Genomic DNA, 21,558 nt, shown 5'->3' on the forward strand with positions numbered 1-21,558 from the left:
TTGCTGGAGGCTTCGCCTCGTCGCAACGGCGGCTAACTCGCGGCCGGGCCGCTACCGCCGCTGCGCGGCGGGACCCTCCTCGAGGTCGGGTCGTGCGGGGACTGGGGGCGGTGGGGCTGCGGGCTTTGGTGGGGTGTGGTGGGTTGCTGTTAGGGGAGGGTGTCGATGATGTCGAAGTCGACTCCATTTGCTTTGGCTAGGTGGGCGGGGCCGACTGCTTGATTGCCCAGGAAGCCTCGGCGGGTGGCGGGGCCGTCCAGGAAAAGGCCGGTTTCCACTGCGGCGGAGATCTTCTCGACGTCGAGGGTGCCTGTCGTGTCGGCGAGGGTGTTGAGCAGGTGGATCGCTTCGTAGGTGGAGTTGCTGAAAGTGGTCAGCGCGGGGGCGAATTGGCCATGATGTCGGCGATAGCGGGCCTGGCGGGATCGGCCCTCATCGGTGTGGTTGTCGACGAAGAAGCTCGAGGCCACGTAGAGGTTGGTGTTCGCCGACGGGCCAGCGCTGAGCAGGACGTTCTCGTCGACGGCGGGGCTGAGGCGGGGCATGATCGCGGGGAAGCCCGCGGCGGTGAACTGGCGGTTGAAGCGGGCGGTGTCGGCGCCGACCATCAGGATCAGCACCCCGTCGGCCAGCAGCAGCGCCGGGTTCGACAGGAAATCGTCGAAATCGGTGGTGCCGAGGGGGACGTACTGCTCGACGATGATGTCGTGCGGGTTCGGCAGGGACTGACGTAAGGCCTGCGCGGTCCGGCGCGGCCAGATGTAATCGTTGCCGATGACCGCCCAGCGGCGCACACCCAGTTCGCGACCCATCCAAGCCGCTGCGGGGACCGTCTGGTGGTCGGGATGTTCGCCGACGAGCAGGACGCCGGGGCGCTCGTCGGGCAGGCCCTCGTGATCGGTGGCGTAGAGGTAGGGGACGCGGGCGTCGACCACCTCGGCCACGGTCCTGCGCACCGCCGAGGTGTGCCAGCCGGTGATCGCGCCGACCATTCCGGTGGCCAGAAAGGCTTCTACTTCGGCGGCTACTTCGCGCGGTTCGCGGCCGCCGTCGATGGTCGTGAGCTGGATTTCGCGGCCGAGAATTCCTGTGCCGCTATTGATTTCGTCCACAGCAAGGCTAATTGCCGCCGTACACGACGGTGCGATGATGCCACCAGGGCCCTGTGTGGGAACGATCGAGAGAATCTCGATCGTTTCATCCCGGCTCTGGCCGAAGAAAGGCATTCTGTATCCTATCGCCTAATGGGCGCAGGCTCGCCAGCGTTCCTCAGCCGCGCACGGCCGGAGCGCAGGCGGAGGTACGCCTAGCGCGAACAGGATTGTTCGAATGAATTTCTCGGCAGGTGGGAATGCGATCGGTGTCCATCATAAGTGGGTATTCCACGCTGCACGGCGCCCTGCGCTCCGCGGAGCGCAACTGGGTGAATCGACTCGACGCGGCGCTGACCGCCGACAACCTCACGGCTGACCACTGGGCGATTCTGTCGCAGTTGTCCACCGACGAGGGCATGACGATGTCGGAACTGGCCGCCCAGGCGCGACTGGCCCCGTCGTCGGCGACCAGGCACGCGGACAATCTCGCCGAACGCGGCCTGATCTTCCGCGTCGCCGCCACCGACGATCGCCGCCGGATCCTGATCGGGCTGAGCAGTCTCGGGGCCAAGTTGGCGGCCCGGATTCGCGCGCAGGAAAGGCTGGCCGAGGAAGAACTACGGGCCCGGCTAGGGATTCGCCGCTATGGCGAAATGCTGGCCGCGCTCGCGATTGTCGCCGAACGCGACGACTGATCTCACGCCCCCGGTATTCCGGGGCGAGGTGCCCGGACGCGCTGTCGTGCCTAGGATCGCAGGATGCCGGTTTCTCTGACAGCGGCCACGGCCAGCGGATTGTGTGCCTTCATCGATGCGTCGCCCTCGCCGTTTCACGTGTGTGCGACGGTGGCGGCCGAGCTGGACGGCAACGGGTTCACGCCGTTGACCGAGGCGTCGGCGTGGGACGACGCGGGCGGCAAACACTATGTGGTGCGCGGTGGTTCGCTGATCGCGTGGGCCGATTACGACGCAGTGCCCGCGGCGCCGTTCCGGGTGGTCGGCGCGCACACCGACAGTCCCAACCTGCGGGTGAAGCAGCATCCTGATCTGGCCGGGGCCGGGTGGCAACTCGTCGGGCTCGAGCCGTACGGCGGGGCCTGGCTGAACTCGTGGCTGGACCGGGAGCTCGGGATTTCGGGGCGGCTCAGCGTGCGCGAGGGGTCGCGGATGCGGGATGTGCTGGTGCGCATCGACGAACCGATCCTGCGGGTGCCGCAGTTGGCAATCCACCTGTCCGAGGACCGGCGCGGGGTCACCCTCGACCCGCAACGGCACGTGAACGCGATCTGGGGCATCGGCGATGCGCCCGCCTCGTTCCTCGACTTCGTCGCCGAGCGGGCCGAGGTCGACGGTGCCGACGTGCTCGGCTGGGAACTGATGACCCACGATCTGGCCGCGAGCGCGATCGTCGGTCGCGACCTCGATCTGGTGAGCGCGCCGCGCCTGGACAACCAGGGCACCTGCTACGCCGGATTGCAGGCCTTCCTCGCGGCCGCCGACGAGCCCGGGGCCGCGACGGCGGTGCTGGTGATGTTCGACCACGAAGAGGTCGGCAGCCAGTCCGATCGTGGGGCGCAGTCGGATCTGCTGCCCGCGGTGCTGGAGCGGATCGTGCTGGCCCGCGGTGGCGGGCGTGCGGATTACCTTGCCGCGCTTGCGGGTTCGGTGGTCGCCTCCGGTGACATGGCACATGCGACGCACCCGAACTATCCGGACCGACACGAGCCCGCGCATCGCATCGAGGTCGGCGGTGGGCCGGTACTCAAGGTGAATCAGAACCTGCGCTACGCCACCGACGCGGCGGGTGCGGGTGCGTTCGCTTTGGCCTGCGCGCAGGCGAATGTGCCGCTGCAGCGCTATGTCCACCGCGCCGACCTGCCGTGCGGCTCGACCATCGGCCCGATGACGGCCGCCCGCACCGGCATGTCAACCGTCGACGTAGGAGCACCCCAACTGGCGATGCACTCCTGCCGCGAACTCATGGGCGCCGCCGACGTCCCCGCCTACGCCTCCGCCCTGGCCGCCTTCCTGACCCCTGAAGCCTGACCCGTCTTGGACGGTTGATCACCATGTACTCACGCAAGCATCGCCCGAGAGGGAACTGCACCAGTGCATGGTGATCGACTGCCCAGGTTTGGGGTGGTCGTTCAGGGGGTTGCGAGTTCCGGTGTGGGCGATGGCTTTCGGGTCGGGTGGTAGGTGATCACCGCGTACAGGATCACCGCGAAAGTGGCCCACACGTAGCTGCTGCCGATGATCTGTTGCCACCAGGTCCAGGCGAGTTCCTTGTCGCCCGAATGGGGCAGGACCCACTGGGGGCCGATGATGAACATCACCGTGAATACGGCGATGAGGGCGGTGAAGGCGCGGGAGCGGCGGCCGATGGCCAGGCTCACGGCGACGACCAGCGCGGGGGCGACCCACACCCAGTGGTGCGACCACGACACCGGCGAGACCAGCAGGACCGCGGCGGCGTTCACCAGCAGGGCGGCCACGTCGTTGCCCGCGCCGATCAGGCGGTACATCCACACCGCGGCCAGCGCGATCGTCAGCGCGGACATGCCGATCCACAAGCCCGTCGCCAGTGACTCGTCCATGCCGAGACGGAACAGCGTGCCCTTGATCGACTGGTTGCCCGCGAAGTAGGGGGTGCCGATGCGGCCGGTGTCGGAGACGGTGTGGAACCAGTACTCGACCGAGTCCTTCGGGAACAGCAGGAAGCCAACGCCGATCGCGCCCGCGGCCGAGACGACCATGGTGCCCGCGGCCTTCCAGTCCCGGCGCAGCAGGAAGTAGAGCAGGTAGCCGGCCGGAATCAGCTTGATCGACACCGCGATCCCGATCAGCATCCCGCGCGGCCAGAACGGCTTGCGCACCAGAATGTCGATGGTGACCGCAGCCATCAGGATCAGGTTGATCTGGCCGAAGTTGAAGGTCTGGCGGACCGGTTCGAGGAACTGGGCGAGGCCGAGGCCGGCGATCACCACGGTGAGCACCGAGATCCGGTCGAACTCGGGGCGCACGCGGACCAGCACCAGCCACAGCACGATGCCAAGGCTCGCCAGCGAGGTCAGCAGCACCACGACCTCGGCCGCCACCAACGGCATCAACGCCAGCGGCACGAAGAACATCGCGGCCAGCGGGGGATAGGTGAAGGGCAGGCCGAGTCCGTGGACCGGCGGCATCGGGCCGTAGAGCTCGCCGCCGTCGAGCCACACGCGGGCACCGTTGCGGTAGACCTGCAGGTCGATGAACCCGTGCCACCAGTGCGCAAACAGCGCTATGGCGGCGGAGGCCACGAACAGTCCGATCGCGACGGTCAGCCAGCGGCGTTGACGGTCGGAGTTCTGTTCGAAAGAAATGGAGCTCGGTTCCGCGCTCTGCGCGGGAACAGGCGGCTCGACCTGCTCGGTAACCCCCGGACTTTCGTTCACAGCGCCAGAGTAATGGGTACTCCAACCCGCCCACCGCAAGTGTGACCAGACCGAATCCGGGCACCGCCCCAGCGTGAGGGCAGTACGGGCGGCAGGCGGCAACCGCGCAACCATTAGACTCTGCAGATCAAGTTCCCCCCGGCCGAAAGGACCCTGGTCTCCCGTGACACTGCAGGTCGACACCGTCGCTACCGCCGCAGCCACCCCGGATGCTCCGCAGCCGTACAAGGAACTCGGTCTCAAAGACGACGAGTACGCCCGCATCAAGGAGATTCTGGGCCGTCGGCCCACCGATGCCGAGCTGGCGATGTACTCGGTGATGTGGAGCGAGCACTGCTCCTACAAGTCCTCCAAGGTGCATCTTCGCTACTTCGGTGAGACCACCACCGACGAGATGAAGGCCTCCATGCTGGCCGGGATCGGCGAGAACGCCGGCGTGGTCGACATCGGCGACGGCTGGGCCGTCACCTTCAAGGTCGAATCGCACAACCACCCGTCCTACGTCGAGCCGTACCAGGGCGCGGCCACCGGCGTCGGCGGCATCGTGCGCGACATCATGGCCATGGGCGCGCGCCCGATCGCGGTGATGGACCAGCTGCGTTTCGGCGCCGCTGATGCCCCCGACACCCGTCGCGTCGTCGACGGTGTGGTGCGCGGCGTCGGCGGTTACGGCAACTCGCTCGGCCTGCCCAATGTCGGCGGTGAGACCGTCTTCGATGCCTCCTACCAGGGCAACCCCCTCGTGAACGCGCTGTGCGCGGGCGCGATGCGCGTGGAAGACCTGCACCTGGCCTTCGCCTCGGGCAACGGCAACCGGATCATCCTGTTCGGCGCGCGCACCGGCCTCGACGGTATCGGCGGCGTGTCCGTGCTCGCCTCGGATTCCTTCTCCGGTGACGAGTCGGGCACCGGACGTAAGAAGCTGCCCGCCGTGCAGGTGGGCGATCCGTTCACCGAGAAGGTGCTCATCGAGTGCTGTCTCGACCTGTACGCGGCCGGGCTGGTCGTCGGCATCCAGGATCTCGGCGGCGCCGGACTGTCCTGTGCCACTTCCGAACTCGCCGCAGCAGGCGACGGCGGCATGCACATCGACCTGACCAAGGTCCCGCTGCGCGCCGCCCACATGACCCCCGCGGAGATCCTGTCGAGCGAATCGCAGGAGCGCATGTGCGCGGTGGTCGCGCCCGAGAACGTGGACGCGTTCATGGCGGTGTGCAAGAAGCACGATGTGCTCGCCACCGACATCGGTGAGGTCACCGACGGCGACAATCTCGTGATCACCTGGCACGGCGAGACCGTGGTCGACGTGCCGCCGCGCACCGTCGCCCACGACGGGCCGGTCTACGAGCGCCCCGTGCAGCGTCCCGACACCCAGGACGCGCTGATCGCCGATACCACCGCCACGCTCACCCGCCCGAAGACCGGCGACGAGCTGCGCGAAACCCTGCTGACGATGATCGCCAGCCCGGCGCTGTGCAGCCGCAAGTGGATCACCGAGCAGTACGACCGCTACGTGCGCGGCAACACCGTGCTGGCCGAGCACGCCGACGCGGGCGTCGTCCGTGTCGACGAGGCCACGGGCCGCGGTATCGCCCTGGCCACCGATGCCTCGGGCCGCTACACCAAGCTCGACCCCTACGCAGGCGCGCAGCTGGCGCTGGCCGAGGCCTTCCGCAATGTCGCCACCACCGGCGCCACTCCGAAGGCCGTGTCCAACTGCCTCAACTTCGGTTCGCCGGAGGACCCGGGCGTGATGTGGCAGTTCCAGCAGGCTGTGCGCGGTCTCGCCGATGGCTGTGTGGCCCTTGGTATTCCGGTTACCGGCGGCAACGTGAGCTTTTACAACCAGACCGGCAAGGACGCGATCCTGCCGACGCCGGTGGTCGCCGTGCTCGGTGTGATCGACGATGTGCACCGCCGCATCCCGACGGGTCTCGGCCTCGAACCGGGCGAGTCGCTGATCCTGCTCGGCGAGACCCGCGACGAGCTGGACGGCTCGATCTGGTCGCAGGTCTTCCACGATCACCTCGGTGGCGTGCCGCCGCAGGTCGACTTCGCCCGTGAGCAGTTGCTCTCGGAGGTGCTCACCTCGGGTTCGCGTGACGGCATGATCTCCGCCGCGCACGATCTGTCCGAAGGTGGTCTGGCGCAGACCGTCGTCGAGGCGGCACTGGCAGGCGAAACCGGTTGCCGCATCGTGCTTCCCGAGGGCTCGGACCCGTTCGTGCAGCTGTTCTCGGAATCGGCCGGGCGCGTGCTCGTCGCGGTGCCGCGTTCGGAGGAGACCCGGTTCACCAAGATGTGCGATGCGCGGCAGCTGCCGTGGGTGCGCATCGGCGTGGTCGACCAGGGTTCGGATTCGGTCGAGGTGCAGGGGCAGTTCTCCGTGACACTCGCCGATTTGCGCGAGGCGTACGAGGGCACGCTGCCTAAGCTGTTCGGAGCGCACACCGCCTGAGTTGATCGGATGAGGAGTCGAGCTTGACCACTGAGGATACGAGCTCGACTTCTCAACCTGCGGTGCATGGAAGCCACGTGCCAGAGAAGCATGTGCACGAGAACCTGTTCGTCCGGGGATTGCACCTGGTGGACAGGTTTTTTCATCCCAATTATGCCGGACTCGTCGTGGCCACGATGTTCTTCGGACTGTCGCTGACACCGTCGCTGCTGCCGCGCGACTGGTTCTTTCAGGGCCTGATCAGCGGGATCAACGCGACCATCGGCTACGGCATCGGCTGCGCGCTGGCCTGGGCCTGGCGCAAGTGGGCCGCACCAAGGATCACCCTGCCCGAGCAGGTGAGCCAGGCGTGGGATCGGCGGCCGAGCTGGACGCTGGTGGCGGTGCGGGGCGCGATCGTGGTGGCGTGCCTGGTCTTCGCGGTGCTGATGAGCATCCAGTCGTCGAAGTGGCAGCGCCAGATCACCGATCTGATGGGGATGGAGCCGGTGTCGGACGCGGGATATCCGCGGACCGTGCTGCTCGGCGCGGTGGTGGTGGGGCTGCTGATCTGGATTTCGCGGCTGGTGGTCCGGCTGGTGCGCTGGGTGACGCGGGGGCTGAACCAGTGGGTGCGGATTCCGACGGCGATCGCGAAGCCGCTCGGGGTGCTGGTGGTCGTGGTGGTCGCGGCGATGTTGTTCAACGGCGTATTGGCGAAAGGGTTTTTCGCCGTTGCCAATTCGGCGTTCAGTGCGCGCAACAGTCACACCTCGCCGAACGCGGTCCAGCCGACGCTGCCCGAACGTTCCGGCAGCCCTGATTCTTTGGCCAAGTGGGACACCCTTGGTTCGGAGGGGCGGTGGTTCGTCGCGAACGCGCCGACCGCGCTGGCGATCGGCCAGGTCACGGGAAAGCCCGCGCGCGAACCGATTCGGGTCTACGCGGGGCTGGAATCAGGTGACGGTGTCGAGGCGCAGACCGACGTGGCCATCGCGGAACTGGAGCGCACCAAGGCATTCGAACGCGAAGTGCTCGTAGTGATCAGCACCACCGGTACCGGCTGGGTCGACACGACAAGTGCCATGGCGATCGAATTGATGTACGGCGGGGACACCGCGCTGGTGGCGACGCAGTACTCGTATCTGCCCAGCGCGCTGTCGTTCCTGTCCGACCGGGACAAGTCGATGACGATGGGGCGCACGCTGTTCGACAAGGTGTACGACCGCTGGTCGGCACTGCCCGAAGACGCCCGCCCCAAGCTGCTGGTCTACGGCGAAAGTCTCGGTTCGCAGGGGTCGGAGGGCGCGTTCTCGGGGCTGGCCGATATTCGCAACCGGACCGACGGCGTGCTCTGGGTGGGACCGCCGAACTCGAATCGGCTCTGGTCGGAGTTCGTGGCCAGGCGTGATCCCGGATCCGAGGAGATCACGCCGATCTATGCCGACGGGATGTCGGTGCGGTTCGCCGCGAGCGCCGATCAGCTGTCCAAGCCGACGCCGAACTGGAACGAACCGCGCATCGTCTATCTGCAGCACGCATCCGACCCGGTGGTGTGGTGGTCGCCGGATCTGCTGTTCGGCAGGCCCGACTGGTTGACCGAGAAGCGCGGACCCGATGTGTCACCGGCGATGTCGTGGTATCCGATCGTCACGTTCTGGCAGGTGGCCGCGGATCTGCCACGGGCACAGACGGTTTCGGACGGACACGGTCACAACTACGGGAACCTGGTGCCCGATGCGTGGGCCGCGGTGTCCCAACCACCGGACTACACACCGGGATTGGCCGAGCGGATCAAGAATTTCCTGTTCGAAGCCGCAGCAACCGAACGGCAGCTGAAGTGACGAACCGGGGCAGCCACGAACCCCTCGATCGGGGCTGCCCCGGTTCGGTTACGACACCGATTTGAACGGATTGTGTTCGGCGATCAGCTGTTCCAGCCGCGCCTCGTCGACCCGGCTCAGCAGCGACTGGGTCTCCTGCTGATCGCGCACGACTTTGGCGAGGGTGAAGCAGCTCGTCACCAGGAACAAGCCCGACATCGCCAGGAATGCGCGCTGCCAGCCGTCCAACGGCAGGTAGGCGATTCCGGCGCCGGTCCCGAACAGGCTGACAGCGAAGGCGATCGCGGCCTGGGCCATGTAGGCCGAGGTGTTCTTCGGCTTGTGGTTTGTGCTCATGGTTCTCAGTGTGCTGATCCGCGGCTTCGCGATCGCGCGTACAACTACTCGAGTGCCGTACGTAGTTTGTGAGCCGTACCGCAGTGGCAAATCCGGTGTTTGTCGGACCCGGCGTCCATACTGGGGCAGTGACCGAACGCGCATCGACGGTGGCGACGCTGCGTGCGCGCGGCGGCGTGATCGCGCGCCGCGTGGAGGACATCGTCGATCTGAACTATCCGGGGCTGGTGCTGGCGACGCTGTTCTTCGGGCTGTCGGTGACGCCGTCGCTGGTGCCGCGTGACTGGCTCTTCCAGGGTCTGATCAGCGGGATCAACGCGGCGATCGGGTACGGGCTGGGGTGTGTGCTGGAGTGGGTTTTCCGGCGGTGGGTGCGGGCGTGGCTGCCGATTCCCAGTCCGTCCGACCGGCTGCGGTACGCGATCAAGGCGACCGTGCTGGTGGGGTGCGGGCTGGTCGCGGCGGGGATGCTGGTGCAGTCGGCGCGGTGGCAGCGCGAGATCACCTCGCTGATGGGGATGGCGGGGACGACCACGCCCGCGTATCTGCGGACCGGGCTGCTCAGCGTGGCTGTGGGGGTGGCGGTGGTGGCCGCGTATCGGACGGTGCGGGTCATGGTGTTGGGGCTGGCTCGGCAGCTCAATCGGTGGGTGCGGGTGCCGCGCGAAGTGGCACCGGCGGCCGGGTTGCTCGTGCTGGTGGTGCTGGCCGTGACGATTTTCAACGGTGTTGCCTCGCGGGCGTTCTTCGCTGTCGCCAACTCGGCGTTCAGCGTTCGCAACGATCGCAGTACGCCGTATGCGGTGCAGCCGATCGCGCCGGAGCGGTCGGGGAGTGCCGGGTCGCTCGCGCCGTGGGGGACGTTGGGGTTCGAGGGGCGGTGGTTCGTGTCCAACGGGCCGAGTGCCGCCGCGATCACCGAGGTGACGGGAAAGACTGCGCGCGAACCTATTCGGGCGTATGTGGGGTTGGAGTCGGTGACCCGGGACCAGACGGCGGCGCAATTGGCGGTTGCCGAGTTGGAGCGGACCAAGGCCTTCGAGCGGGAGGCGATGGTGGTTGTCACGACCACCGGGACCGGCTGGGTCAACGGGATGGCGGCGGGGGCGATCGAATACCTCTACGGCGGTGATACCGCGATCGTGGCGACCCAGTTCTCGTATCTGCCCAGCGTGCTGTCGTTTCTGTCGGACCGGGAAAAGGCGGCCGCGGCCAGTCGGGAGTTGTTCGACGCGGTGTACGAGCGGTGGTCGGCGCGGCCGGAAGGGCAGCGGCCGAAGCTGTTCGTGTACGGGGAGAGTCTCGGTTCGCAGGGGTCGGAGGAGGCGTTCGACGGGCTGGCCGATCTGCGCGAGGAGGTCGACGGGGCGCTGTGGGTGGGGCCGCCGAATTCGAATCGGTTGTGGCGGCAGTTCGTCGAGCGCCGTGATCCGGGGTCGCCCGAGGTGGCGCCGGTGTACGCGGACGGGCTTGTCGTTCGATTCGCCGACGACGCAACAGAATTCGCCAGCTCCGAGCCTTGGCGCGAACCCCGCATCGCCTACCTGCAGCATCCGTCCGACCCGATCGTGTGGTGGTCGGCGGATCTGATCTTCACTCGGCCCGACTGGCTGAGCGAGCCGCGCGGGTCCGATGTGTCCACGCAGATGCGGTGGGCGCCGTTCGTGACGTTCTGGCAGGTCACCGCCGATCTCACCAATGCGCAAGGGGTTGTCGACGGGCACGGGCATCGGTACGGGTCGTTGGTGCTGGACGGGTGGTTGGCTGTGGGGGCGCCTGATGGGGTGAGCGGTGATGTTGTCGAAAGTATCCGTGCCGCACTGGAATCGGCGGAGGAGTACGAGCGGGAGGTCAAGTGAGTCGGTTCAAAACCATTGCCGCACTATTACTTCCGCTCTTGTGGAACAACCGGGTCCTCCCTTCGTTGGATTTGCCCCTGCGTGGACGCACCGCCGCGAACGTCACCTTCGCGACCGGATACACGTTGCTGTTCCGCGGACGCCCGAACTGGTTGTCGCCTAGCGGCTTCCGATGGGGACTGGGTAGCGCGGCCGTCGTCCTCACCGGCTACGCAATAGCCCTGTCGATCCCACCCTTACGCCGCCTACCCCTTGAAATCGCCATCCGCGCACCGGAAACCTCCACCCTCGAATGGATAGCTCTACACATCCCCGTAGGCACCGTCCTCGCCGAAGAGGCAATCTTCCGAGGCACCCTCGACCCCCTACTTCCGGAATCAGCCCCCGCCCTCAGCGCCCTCGACTTCGGCCTCTGGCACATCCACCCCGCCAAAGCCGCCAACGACTCGATCCCCCTCACGATCCTCGCCACCACCCTCGCCGGTCTGCTCTTCTCCGACCTCCGCCGCCGCTCGGGAAGCGCCACCGCCCCCGCCTTCCTCCACCTGGCAATCAACGCAGGCGGAGCCCTCGCTCCCCTCGCCGCACAGCGAATCGATCAGCTCAAAAGGTGATCACGAGATCGACGGTGGAGGGCGCGATGTCTGCGACTGTGCAGACGTAGTCGGTTGCTTCTGTCGGAATGTCAGCGTGGCGACGTGCCTGAGTGAGGCCTTCGACGTTGCCGTTGAGGCCATCGAGCTGGGGAATCCGAAGCATCCACCAGTTGCCGTCTCGGGACACTTCGATTCGGTAGGTAGTCATGGCGCTTCCGTTTCCCAGTTCAGGTATTCGGATTCGGGGGTAGCGGTGCCATTCCAAAGATGTTGTTGGAAGTTGTTGTCGTGCACTGCTGTGCGGCCCGGTAGGTGTTCGCAGACGCAGGTGATCGACAGGGTGGCGGTGGTGGCGCCGAGTTCGTCGGATTTGAGGGCGTGGGCCAGATCGGTGGCGGCTGGGAGAAGGTCGTTCATTGTTGCGGCGCCCGGTAGGCAGAGGTCGAGGTAGAGGTCGACCTGGCCGGGGTGCTCGGGGGACAGGGCTGATCGGCCGCCGGCCACGCGAACGTCCGGTGGGAGGCGGGTGCGACCGATGAACTTCGAGAGGTCGGCACCGGCGATTGTTTGTGGGCCGGTGGGCATGTCGCCTCGGCATGCCAGAACGGCGTACGGAGGTTCGGGTGGGGTGAAGTCGTCGGGGGTCTGGCAGGCGGCGATCAGGGTCGCGGCGGGGATCGCGATCAAGGCTGTCGCGCGTCTCATCGAGAAATACGCTAGCGCCTGGGGCGAGATGTCGGTGGTGCTCGGTAGTTTCTTGGGTATGGCTGGGCGGAATGTGGTGGATCCTGCGGTGGTGCGGGCGGCTGTGTTGGGTGTGGAAGGGTGGTTGCGGGGGGACGGGGAGGTGCCGGGGCGGGCGGAGATCGCGGCGGCGGTGAAGGGGACTGCTCGGGCGTTGGCGGGGAGTGCGCCGGGGCATTCGGTGGAGGTTCGGGTGCCGCCGTTCGTGGCGGTGCAATGTATCGAGGGGCCTCGGCATACTCGGGGGAATCCGCCGAATGTGGTGGAGACGGATGCGCGGACCTGGTTGTTGCTGGCTACCGGGCTGCTCGGGTTCGAGGAGGCGGTGGAGCAGGGGGTGGTGAGTGCGTCGGGGACCAGGGCGGCGGAGATCGCGGGGTGGCTGCCGATCGTGCCGCTGCGCGGGGTCGAGTAGCCGAGTCAGGTGCCGATGGGGCGGGCGAGCAGGTTTTCGCGGTGCAGGCCCTTGCTGTCGTAGTACTTGGTGACGGCGGTGCCGAGGACTACCGCGATGACGATGCCGAGGAAGGCCATGAAGGTGCCTCGGCCGAGGCCCGCGTCGTAGTTGGAATCGAAGTAGAGGATCGAGCGGACGCCCAGGTAGACCTGGTGCATCGGCTCGAACTCGGCCAGCCAGGTGAGGTACTTGGGGGTGGCCTCGATCGGGACTGTGCCGCCCGAGGAAGGCAGACCGAGGATGACGAACAGGATCATGTTGATGATCAGGCCGGGGGTGCCGAAAATGGCGAGCACGGTCAGGCCGGTCCAGCCGCAGGCGATCAGGCACAGCACCGAGAACAGGTAGAGGCCGAAAGCGTTGCCGATCGGCATGTTCAGCGCCTCGGCGACGAGGATATAGACCAGTGCGACAACGAGCGAAACCACCACCATCACAGCCCATTTCACCAGCAGGGTGCCGAAGCGGGAGATCTTCACCGGTTCGTGGTGCAGGTAGAACGGGCCGTATTCGTTGGGTACGAAACCGAGATGGGCATCGGTCATCGTGTGCACGATCATCGCGCCGATCATGCCCGCGAGCAGCAGGAGCAGGGCGTAGAAGAAGGCGGTGAGGCCTTCGCCGGTGCCGTCGGGCAGCGGACGGAACTCGGACTCGACGATGTCGACCGGATGCTGCAACGTCAGCATCGCCGCACCGGACACCTGCGGTGCCGGGTTGCCTTCGGCCAGCGCCGCCTTCACCTGGTCGGTGAGCTGCACGCCGACCTGCTTGTCGACCTCGGTGAGCGCCTGCTGGCCGATGCGCTCGGTGATCTGGGTACCGAAGGCGCCGAGGCGTGGATTGGTCTGCAGGGTGATCACCGGGCGTTCCATCTCGCCCGCCACGATCGACCCGGCACCGAGGATGCCGAGACGTTTGCTGAAGTCGCCGGGGATGACGATCGCGCCGTAGATCTCGCCGTTGCGCAGTTGCCGCTCGGACTCGGTGATGCCGATCACCCGCAGGTCGACCTTGTCCGCCGGGATGCCCGCGACCAGCGCGTCGGTGACCTGCTTACCGAAGTCGACCTTGGCGCCGGTGGCCGTGACATCGCCCACGTCCATGTTGACCACGGCGATCGGGAAGCCGTGCAGATTGCCCTCCGGATCGGCCACGTAATCGAGATACATGACGCCGAGCAGGGCGGTGAGGATCGTCAGCACGACCGTGGGACGAAGAATCATCCGGCCGAACTCGCCACGGCGCAGATTCCGTGTGGCGGAACTCGCTCGGCCGCTGTTGCGGCCACCGGAATTCCCGGACGCGGTTTCGGCGTTGTCACTGTCCGAACCGGTCCGACCGGCCTGTTCGTTCGCACTGTCGTCCGTGGTCACAATCGGCACGGTAACAGCCATCAGCAATGAATCAGCGACAAAATGCAGGTGTTGACCGCCTGGATGCTGGTGGCCGTACGCCATGTCGTAGATGACCCGTAGACTGAACACTGCCCCCAGCCCGCCCGAACAGGGAGCAAACGGTGACCGACGTCGATCCCACGATCGTCCCCACGCCCAACACCACCGACGAGATCGAACACGAGCCTCGCGAGGAGTGTGGCGTCTTCGGCGTCTGGGCTCCCGACGAAGACGTGGCCAAGCTCACCTACTACGGCCTGTATGCCCTGCAACACCGCGGGCAGGAAGCGGCCGGTATCGCCGTTTCCGACGGCTCACAGATCCTGGTCTTCAAGGATCTCGGCCTGGTTTCCCAGGTCTTCGACGAGCAGACCCTGGCCGCCATGCCGGGCCACATCGCCGTCGGACACTGTCGTTACTCCACCACCGGTGGTGTCACCTGGGAGAACGCGCAGCCGATCTTCCGCACCACCTCCGTCGGCTCCGGCCTGGCGCTGGGCCACAACGGCAACCTGGTGAACACCGCCGAATTGGCCGGGCGCGCACGCGAACTCGGCCTGATCGGTGCGGGTGTGATCGACGGCCGCCCGCAGATGACCGGCGCCACCTCCGACTCCGACATCGTCACCGCGCTGCTGGCGCACGCCTCGGCCGATTCCAGCATCGAGGCCGCGGCGATGGAACTGCTGCCGCAACTGCGTGGCGCGTTCTGCCTCACCTTCATGGACGAGCACACCCTCTACGCCGCGCGTGACCCGCACGGCGTGCGCCCGCTGGTGCTCGGTCGGCTCGATCGTGGCTGGGTCGTAGCCTCCGAAACCGCCGCGCTCGACATCGTGGGCGCCGCGTTCGTCCGCGAGATCGAGCCGGGCGAACTGCTGGCCATCGACTCCGAGGGCGTGCGCTCCATGCGCTTCGCCAACCCGGAGCCGAAGGGTTGCGTCTTCGAGTACGTGTACCTGGCCCGTCCCGACACCACGATCGCCGGTCGCTCGGTGCACTCCACCCGCGTGGAGATCGGCCGCAAGCTGGCCAAGGAGCACCCGGTCGACGCCGACCTGGTGATCCCGGTGCCCGAGTCGGGCACGCCCGCCGCGGTCGGTTACGCCCAGGGCTCCGGCATTCCGTACGGCCAGGGTCTGATGAAGAACGCCTATGTGGGTCGTACCTTCATCCAGCCGAGCCAGACGATCCGTCAGCTCGGTATCCGGCTCAAGCTCAACCCGTTGAAGGAAGTCATCCGCGGCAAGCGGCTGATCGTCGTCGACGACTCCATCGTGCGCGGCAACACCCAGCGCGCGCTGATCCGCATGCTGCGCGAGGCGGGTGCGCTCGAGATCCACGTGCGCATCGCGTCGCCGCCGGTGAAGTGGCCCTGCTTCTACGGCATCGACTTCGCCTCGCGCGCGGAGCTGATCGCCAACGGCGCGGGCGCCGACGACAGCTACGCCGACATGGTCGAGGCCGTGCGCCGCTCGATCGGCGCCGACACCCTCGGCTACGTCTCCACCGAGGGCATGATCGCGGCCACCGAACAGCCGCGCTCGCGCCTGTGCACCGCCTGCTTCACCGGCGACTACCCGATCGAGTTGCCGCCCGAGGCCGCCATCGGCAAGAACGTCCTCGAGGGAATGCTCTCGGGCAAGGCAGAATCCAAGCTACTCGGCGAGAACGCCAATGTGGACGCGTTGAGTCGCCCATAAAAGTTCATTGTGTTCACGTAAGGGGCCGGACAGGATAAACCTGTTCGGCCCCTTTCGTGTTGTGTACGAGAGTAATTCCGGCCGTCGGCAATTTCGTAAGATTAGTTCATAACATGAAGGCAATAATTCGGCTCATTTGAAACTGGGCGGTAATGGTTCACAGGTACGGTCCCCCGTTATATCGCTAGCTCAAACGCGCGGCCGCCGCTCTCGAAACCCGGGTTCCGGCGGCCGCGCAGCGTTCGAGAATGGGACCTGATGTTGAAGAATCGTGCGAAACAAGTTGGCGCGGTAGGTGTTGCCGCGGTGGTCGTGGCCGCGCTGGCCGGTTGTGGCTCCGGCCGTACCGATGAGGCGGGCTCCGGTGCGGGCCTCGTCGTCGGCACCACCGACAAGATCTTCTCGCTCGACCCGGCCGCGGCCTACGACAACGGGTCGCTGCTGGTGGAGAACCAGATCTACTCCTACCTGCTGAATTTCGCGCCGGGCGACACCACGCCCAAGCCCGATGCGGCGGAGAAGTGCGAATTCACCAGCCCCACGGTCTACACCTGCAAGATCAAGCCGGGCCTGAAGTTCGCCAACGGCAACCCGCTCACCGCCAAGAGCGTGAAGTTCTCCTTCGACCGGATGGTCAAGATCAACGACGCGCACGGGCCCGCCTCGCTGCTCGGCAATCTCGACAAGACCGATCTGATCGACGATCTCACCGTCGCGTTCACGCTCAAGGTCGCCAACGACCAGACCTTCCCGACGATCCTGCCGACCCAGGCCGGTCCCATCGTCGACGAGAAGTCGCTGCCCGCCGACAAGGTCGCCACCGACGAAGAAGTCGTCAAGGCCAAGGGCTACTCGGGTCCGTACACGATCAGCAGCTACGACAAGAACAAGCTGGTCGAGTACAAGGCCAACCCCGATTACCAGGGCATCCTCGGCACGCCGAAGAACACCACGGTGTCGACCAAGTACTACGCGACCTCCGACAACCTGAAGCTGGACCTGCAGAACGGCGCCATCGACGTCGGCTACCGCTCGTTCACCCCCACCGACATCGACTCGCTGCGGGCCGATTCCAAGGTGAAAGTCACCGACGGCCCCGGCGGCGAGCTGCGCTACGTGGTCTTCAACATGAACACCATGCCGGGCAACACCCCCGAGCAGAAGCTGGCCGTGCGCAAGGCGTTCGCGTCCTCGGTGGACCGTGAGGCGCTGGCCGCCGGTGTCTACAAGGGCACCTACCAGCCCGCCTACGGCTACGTGCCCTCGGGCATGGTCGGTTCGGCCGAGCCACTCAAGGATCTCTACGGCGCCAAGCCCGACAAGGCCGCGGCCGCGAAGTTCCTGGCCGACGCGGGTGTCGCCACCCCGGTGACGCTGAACCTGCAGTACAACCCCGACCACTACGGCTCCAGCTCGTCGGAGGAGTACGCCGCGGTCAAGTCCCAGCTCGAGGCCTCGGGTCTGTTCAAGGTGAACCTGCAGTCCACCGAGTGGGTGACGTACCAGAAGGAGCGCGCCTCCGACGGTTACCCGATGTACCAGTTCGGCTGGTTCCCGGACTTCCCGGACGCCGACAACTACCTGACGCCGTTCTTCGGCCCGAACAACTTCCTGCAGTCGCACTTCGAGAACCCCGGCATCAATGCCCAGCTCACCGCCGAGGCCACCGAGTCCGACCCCACCAAGCGGGTCGAGATCCTGAAGAAGATCCAGACCGATCTGGCGCAGAACTTCCTGCCGACCCTGCCGCTGCTCTCGGGTAAGCAGGTCGCGGTGTCGAAACCGGGCGTCAACGGTGTCGACCAGACCCTCGACGGCTCCTTCAAGTTCCGGTTCACGGTTCTGAGCAAGTGAGTGACGTTGCTGCTGCGCCCGAGTCACCGGCTCGGGCGCAGCGTTTCGGGTGGATGCGCGGCGGGGGTTCCCGCCAGGTGGCTTTGCTGCGGTACCTGCTGATTCGGCTGTTGCTGATTCTGCCGACCGCGTGGTTGCTGGTGACAGTGGTGTTCTTCCTGATGCGGGTGATCGGTGACCCGATCAGCGCGGCCATGGGTGGCCGGCTGACCCAGGAACAGATCTTCGAGCGCAAGGAGGCCGCCGGGCTCAATCGGCCGATCCTGACGCAGTATTGGGAATACATCACCGGATTCCTGCACGGCGATTTCGGCCGGACGCAGGACAACGAGGCGATCGCCGATGTGGTGATCACCTATGGTGCGGCGACTTTCGAACTCGTGTTCTGGGGTCTGGTCGTCGCCTTCGCCGTGGGTGTTCCGTTGGGGAGATACGCTGCGACACACCGGGATACGGCCGGGGATGCCTTCCTGCGGTTCTCGGCCGTGCTGGCTTACGCGGCGCCGGTGTTCTTCGTCGGCATGCTGCTCAAACTGATCTTCTCGGTGTGGCTGGGCTGGTTCCCGGTCGGCGGGCGGGCGAGCACCGACGTCGAGCTTGCGCTGCAACATGTTTCGCCGAAGACGAACATCCTGATCATTGATTCGATCCTGTACGGCGAACCGGCGTATGTGCTCGACGTGCTCGAACACGCGGTGCTGCCCGCGGTGGCCCTCGGGCTGCTCACCGGCGGCATCTTCCTGCGGCTGGTCCGGGTGAACCTGATCCAGACGCTGCGCAGCGATTTCGTCGAGGCGGCACGGGCGCGCGGGTTGTCCTCGCGGGTGGTCACCGGCAGGCACGCGGTGCGCAACGCGCTGATCCCGATCATCACGGTGATGGGCATGTGCATCGCCATGATGCTCGGCGGTGCGGTGCTCACCGAGACCACGTTCGAATGGAAGGGCTTGGGTTATCAGCTCGCCGAATATCTGCGGGCGCGTGACTTCATCGCGGTGCAGGGCATCGTGGCGTTCATCGCGCTGGTGGTCGCGGTGATGAGCTTCGTCGTCGACGCCATCGTCGCGCTGATCGACCCGAGGGTGAGGTTCTGATGACTACCGCTGTGAAACGCAGGCGGCTGCCGGGTGCCGAGCTGTTGTCGAAAACCGGTGGGCTGCAACGGGTCACGCTCATCACCGGGTTGGTTCTGGTGGCCGGGTTCGTGCTGGTGGCGGCGTTCGCGCCGTTGCTCGCGCCCTACGGTTTGGCCCAGAACTCTGCTGACGGTGTGGCTTTCGTGCCGCAGCAGGGTCCATCGGCTGAACACTGGTTCGGCACCTCGGTGCGCAGCGAGGACGTGCTCTCGCGGGTGCTCTACGGTGCCCGCACCGCGCTGATGGTGATCGCGATCTCGGTGACGTTGTCGCTGCTGATCGGCGTGCCGCTCGGCCTGCTGTCAGGGTATGTGGGGCGCTGGGTCGACAAGACGCTGGTGCTGGTCATGGACGCCATCTACGCGTTCCCGTCGCTGTTGTTGGCCATCGTGGTGTCGATCGTCGTGGCCGGTGGCACGTCGAGCAGTCTCGGCGGCATGCTGTCGGCGGCCATCGCGATCACGGTTGTCTATGTGCCGCAGTACTTCCGGGTGGTTCGTAATGCGACGGTCGCGGTGAAGACCGAGCCGTACGTGGACGCCGCCCGGGTGACCGGTGCGTCGACGACGCGGATCATGTTCCGCCACATCCTGTCCAACGTCACCGGCTCGCTGCCGGTGATCGTCACGATCAATGCCGCGGACGCGATCCTGACCCTGGCCGCGCTCGGTTTCCTCGGGTTCGGCATCGAACCGACCCAGGCCGCCGAGTGGGGTTACGACCTGAACAAGGCGCTCAACGATGTCTCCAACGGCATCTGGTGGACCTCGATCTTCCCCGGCACCGCGATCGTGCTGGTCGTGCTCGGGATGACGCTGGTCGGCGAGAGCCTCGACGAGACGCTCAATCCGATGCTGCGCACCCGGCGCGCGGTCACTTCGAAGGAGACGGTCGATGAGTGAAAAGACTGCCGCGCTGGCTGTTTCGGGCCTGTCGGTGACTTTCTCGACCGACGCCGGACCGGTGAACGCGGTCCGCAATGTGTCCTACGAGGTGTTCCCCGGCGAGGTGCTCGCGATTGTCGGCGAGTCCGGGTCGGGCAAGTCGGTGAGTTCGCGTACCGCGATCGGGCTGCTGCCGCATTCGGCGTCGGTGCGCGGGCTGGTGACGATCGGTGACAAGCCGGTCACCTCGATGACCGAACGTCAGCTCACCGCACTGCGCGGTGGCGAGGTGTCGATGGTGTTCCAGGAGCCCGCGCGTGCGCTGGACCCGCTGTTCACCGTCGGGTTCCAGATCTGCGAAGCCCTGCGCGCGCACAGCGACATGAGCCGAAAAGCCGCCAAGGCCAAGGCGATCGAGCTGCTGCGTTCGGTGGGGCTGCCCGATCCGGAACACCGGGTGGACTACTACCCGCATCAGCTGTCCGGCGGGCAGAAGCAGCGCGTGATGATCGCGATCGCCATCTCGTGCGAGCCGAAGGTGATCATCGCCGACGAGCCGACCACCGCGCTCGACGTCACCGTGCAGGCCGAGATCCTGGAGCTGTTGCGGGATCTGCGCGACCGGCTCGGCAGTGCGATCGTGCTGATCACGCACAACATGGGTGTCGTGGCCGACCTCGCCGACCGCGTGGTGGTGATGCGGGCGGGCGAGGTGGTCGAAGAGGCGCCGGTGCACGAACTGTTCGCCAGTCCTCAGCAGGATTACACCAAGGCGTTGCTCGAGGCGGTGCCGCATCTCGGTGCGTCGACCGTCGAGCGGCCGACGATCGATCAGTCCGTCGAGCCGGTGCTCGATGTGAAGGACCTCGTCGTCACGTTCCCCGGGCCGTTCGGCAGGCCCGCGTTCCGGGCCGTCGACGGGGTGAGCCTGCAGATCAGGCCGGGGGAGACCCTGGGTCTGGTCGGTGAGTCAGGCTCGGGCAAGTCGACCATTGGGCGCTGCGTGGCGGCGCTGCAACGGCCCTCCGAAGGGCACGTGCTGATTCGTGGGCAGGACATCGCGGATCTGTCCCCGCGCAAGCTGCGGCCGATCCGGCGGCGGTTCGGGTTCGTGTTCCAGGACCCGGCGGGATCGTTGAACCCGCGCCTGACGGTCGGCGAGTGTGTGGCCGAACCCCTGGTCGTGCACGCCATCGGTGACAAGGCGAGCATCCGCGAGCGGGTCAGGCACATGCTCGACGATGTGCAACTGCCCGCGGGCACCGAGAACCGGTATCCGCACGAACTGTCCGGCGGGCAGCGTCAGCGGGCCAGTCTGGCGCGAGCGCTCGTGCTCGACCCGGACCTGCTCGTGGCCGACGAGCCGACCAGCGCGCTCGACGTGTCGGTGCAGGCGGCCGTGCTCGAACTGTTCGCCGAACTGCAGCGTTCGTGCGGTTGGGCGTGTCTGTTCATCAGCCACGACCTCGCCGTCGTCGACCAGCTCGCGGACCGGATCATGGTCCTGCGCGAGGGAACCTGCGTCGAGGAAGGCGACAACGAACAGATCCTGCGCAACCCGCAGCACGAGTACACCCGCCGCCTCGTCGCCGCCGTCCCGGTCCCCGACCCGGTCGAACAGCGACGCCGCCGGATCGAAGTAGGCGGGGAGTCCGGCTGACAGCGGACTTGTCGGATCTGCTCCCCCGCCCACACGACGTGCAGCTCGCGGGCGGGAGAGTTCGACTGCCGCATCAGTCGGAGTCGTACCACAATCTGGTACCATTGAAGAGACTCTTGGGAGA

The 21,558-nt window shown here is 66.5% G+C and carries 18 protein-coding genes; 12 read left to right on the forward strand and 6 right to left on the reverse strand.

The features are described from left to right. Nucleotides 1-149 precede the first annotated feature (149 nt). Nucleotides 150-1,226: a substrate-binding domain-containing protein gene (locus ACFWUP_RS13105; protein ID WP_379233819.1), complete on the reverse strand. Its 1,077-nt coding sequence runs from the start codon at nt 1,224-1,226 to the stop codon at nt 150-152. Between the two features lie 125 nt (nt 1,227-1,351). Here ACFWUP_RS13105 and ACFWUP_RS13110 point away from each other — a divergent pair, with 125 nt between their 5' ends. Next, nucleotides 1,352-1,789, forward strand: a complete 438-nt coding sequence (locus ACFWUP_RS13110) for a MarR family winged helix-turn-helix transcriptional regulator (RefSeq protein WP_379233821.1) — start codon at nt 1,352-1,354, stop codon at nt 1,787-1,789. Nucleotides 1,790-1,852: 63 nt separating this feature from the next. After that, nucleotides 1,853-3,139 carry a M18 family aminopeptidase gene (locus ACFWUP_RS13115; RefSeq protein WP_379233823.1) on the forward strand — a complete coding sequence of 429 codons (1,287 nt, stop codon included), beginning with the start codon at nt 1,853-1,855 and terminating at the stop codon, nt 3,137-3,139. 101 nt (nt 3,140-3,240) lie between these two features. On the opposite strand, the gene ACFWUP_RS13120 is transcribed toward ACFWUP_RS13115, so the two are convergent. Beyond that, a complete protein-coding gene (locus ACFWUP_RS13120) occupies nt 3,241-4,527 on the reverse strand; it encodes a glycosyltransferase 87 family protein (RefSeq protein ID WP_379233824.1) in 1,287 nt (428 codons plus the stop codon). A gap of 163 nt (nt 4,528-4,690) precedes the next feature. On the opposite strand from ACFWUP_RS13120, the gene purL reads away from it, so the two are divergent. Together purL and ACFWUP_RS13130 are read left to right on the forward strand one after the other, a co-directional pair. Beyond that, nucleotides 4,691-6,985, forward strand: a complete 2,295-nt coding sequence (purL, locus tag ACFWUP_RS13125) for a phosphoribosylformylglycinamidine synthase subunit PurL (RefSeq protein ID WP_379233826.1) — start codon at nt 4,691-4,693, stop codon at nt 6,983-6,985. Between the two features lie 77 nt (nt 6,986-7,062). After that, the gene (locus tag ACFWUP_RS13130; RefSeq protein ID WP_379233828.1) at nt 7,063-8,808 is read left to right on the forward strand and encodes an alpha/beta hydrolase; all 1,746 of its coding nucleotides are present in this window, start codon (nt 7,063-7,065) and stop codon (nt 8,806-8,808) included. Nucleotides 8,809-8,856: 48 nt separating this feature from the next. Here ACFWUP_RS13130 and ACFWUP_RS13135 read toward each other — a convergent pair whose 3' ends face one another. Beyond that, nucleotides 8,857-9,144 (reverse strand): YiaA/YiaB family inner membrane protein, encoded by a 288-nt coding sequence (locus ACFWUP_RS13135; RefSeq protein WP_379233830.1) that lies wholly within the window; start codon nt 9,142-9,144, stop codon nt 8,857-8,859. Between the two features lie 128 nt (nt 9,145-9,272). Between ACFWUP_RS13135 and ACFWUP_RS13140 the strand changes: the two genes are divergently transcribed. After that, entirely contained in the window at nt 9,273-11,003 is a 1,731-nt protein-coding gene (locus tag ACFWUP_RS13140; protein ID WP_379233832.1) for an alpha/beta hydrolase, read from the forward strand. A gap of 65 nt (nt 11,004-11,068) precedes the next feature. Continuing rightward, on the forward strand, nt 11,069-11,617 hold the full coding sequence (locus ACFWUP_RS13145) for a CPBP family intramembrane glutamic endopeptidase (RefSeq protein ID WP_379233834.1): 549 nt from the start codon (nt 11,069-11,071) through the stop codon (nt 11,615-11,617). Here ACFWUP_RS13145 and ACFWUP_RS13150 read toward each other — a convergent pair. Further along, nucleotides 11,607-11,807, reverse strand: a complete 201-nt coding sequence (locus ACFWUP_RS13150) for a hypothetical protein (protein ID WP_379233835.1) — start codon at nt 11,805-11,807, stop codon at nt 11,607-11,609. The genes ACFWUP_RS13145 and ACFWUP_RS13150 overlap by 11 nt on opposite strands. Further along, on the reverse strand, nt 11,804-12,304 hold the full coding sequence (locus ACFWUP_RS13155) for a hypothetical protein (protein WP_379233837.1): 501 nt from the start codon (nt 12,302-12,304) through the stop codon (nt 11,804-11,806). Before ACFWUP_RS13155 ends, ACFWUP_RS13150 begins: the two co-directional genes overlap by 4 nt. Nucleotides 12,305-12,362: 58 nt before the next feature. Between ACFWUP_RS13155 and ACFWUP_RS13160 the strand changes: the two genes are divergently transcribed. Beyond that, the gene (locus ACFWUP_RS13160; RefSeq protein ID WP_379233839.1) at nt 12,363-12,758 is read left to right on the forward strand and encodes a sterol carrier family protein; all 396 of its coding nucleotides are present in this window, start codon (nt 12,363-12,365) and stop codon (nt 12,756-12,758) included. Between the two features lie 5 nt (nt 12,759-12,763). On the opposite strand, the gene ACFWUP_RS13165 is transcribed toward ACFWUP_RS13160, so the two are convergent. Then, complete coding sequence (locus tag ACFWUP_RS13165) at nt 12,764-14,176, reverse strand: YhgE/Pip domain-containing protein (protein WP_379233841.1); 1,413 nt, start codon at nt 14,174-14,176, stop codon at nt 12,764-12,766. A gap of 143 nt (nt 14,177-14,319) precedes the next feature. On the opposite strand from ACFWUP_RS13165, the gene purF reads away from it, so the two are divergent. From purF to ACFWUP_RS13190, 5 genes are all read left to right on the forward strand, one after another. Further along, on the forward strand, nt 14,320-15,900 hold the full coding sequence (gene purF, locus ACFWUP_RS13170) for an amidophosphoribosyltransferase (RefSeq protein ID WP_379233842.1): 1,581 nt from the start codon (nt 14,320-14,322) through the stop codon (nt 15,898-15,900). A 258-nt stretch (nt 15,901-16,158) separates the two neighbouring features. After that, complete coding sequence (locus tag ACFWUP_RS13175) at nt 16,159-17,754, forward strand: ABC transporter substrate-binding protein (protein WP_379233844.1); 1,596 nt, start codon at nt 16,159-16,161, stop codon at nt 17,752-17,754. A gap of 53 nt (nt 17,755-17,807) precedes the next feature. Further along, nucleotides 17,808-18,848, forward strand: coding sequence for an ABC transporter permease (locus ACFWUP_RS13180; RefSeq protein ID WP_379234194.1), 1,041 nt, complete (start codon nt 17,808-17,810; stop codon nt 18,846-18,848). Further along, the gene (locus ACFWUP_RS13185) at nt 18,848-19,792 is read left to right on the forward strand and encodes an ABC transporter permease (protein ID WP_379233846.1); all 945 of its coding nucleotides are present in this window, start codon (nt 18,848-18,850) and stop codon (nt 19,790-19,792) included. Before ACFWUP_RS13180 ends, ACFWUP_RS13185 begins: the two co-directional genes overlap by 1 nt. Beyond that, entirely contained in the window at nt 19,785-21,434 is a 1,650-nt protein-coding gene (locus ACFWUP_RS13190; protein WP_379233848.1) for an ABC transporter ATP-binding protein, read from the forward strand. Before ACFWUP_RS13185 ends, ACFWUP_RS13190 begins: the two co-directional genes overlap by 8 nt. Nucleotides 21,435-21,558: the final 124 nt, after the last annotated feature.

Source organism: Nocardia sp. NPDC058658, assembly GCF_042716665.1.
Taxonomy (GTDB): Bacteria; Actinomycetota; Actinomycetes; order Mycobacteriales; family Mycobacteriaceae; genus Nocardia.

Excerpts from the sequence above, each read along its gene's own strand:
- ACFWUP_RS13105 (WP_379233819.1), bottom strand. The coding sequence starts at position 1,226 with ATGCCTTTCTTCGGCCAGAGCCGGGATGAAACGATCGAGATTCTCTCG.
- ACFWUP_RS13110 (WP_379233821.1), top strand. The coding sequence starts at position 1,352 with ATGCGATCGGTGTCCATCATAAGTGGGTATTCCACGCTGCACGGCGCC.
- ACFWUP_RS13115 (WP_379233823.1), top strand. The coding sequence starts at position 1,853 with ATGCCGGTTTCTCTGACAGCGGCCACGGCCAGCGGATTGTGTGCCTTC.
- ACFWUP_RS13135 (WP_379233830.1), bottom strand. The coding sequence starts at position 9,144 with ATGAGCACAAACCACAAGCCGAAGAACACCTCGGCCTACATGGCCCAG.
- ACFWUP_RS13150 (WP_379233835.1), bottom strand. The coding sequence starts at position 11,807 with ATGACTACCTACCGAATCGAAGTGTCCCGAGACGGCAACTGGTGGATG.
- ACFWUP_RS13155 (WP_379233837.1), bottom strand. The coding sequence starts at position 12,304 with ATGAGACGCGCGACAGCCTTGATCGCGATCCCCGCCGCGACCCTGATC.
- ACFWUP_RS13160 (WP_379233839.1), top strand. The coding sequence starts at position 12,363 with ATGGCTGGGCGGAATGTGGTGGATCCTGCGGTGGTGCGGGCGGCTGTG.
- ACFWUP_RS13175 (WP_379233844.1), top strand. The coding sequence starts at position 16,159 with ATGTTGAAGAATCGTGCGAAACAAGTTGGCGCGGTAGGTGTTGCCGCG.
- ACFWUP_RS13180 (WP_379234194.1), top strand. The coding sequence starts at position 17,808 with ATGCGCGGCGGGGGTTCCCGCCAGGTGGCTTTGCTGCGGTACCTGCTG.
- ACFWUP_RS13185 (WP_379233846.1), top strand. The coding sequence starts at position 18,848 with ATGACTACCGCTGTGAAACGCAGGCGGCTGCCGGGTGCCGAGCTGTTG.
- ACFWUP_RS13190 (WP_379233848.1), top strand. The coding sequence starts at position 19,785 with ATGAGTGAAAAGACTGCCGCGCTGGCTGTTTCGGGCCTGTCGGTGACT.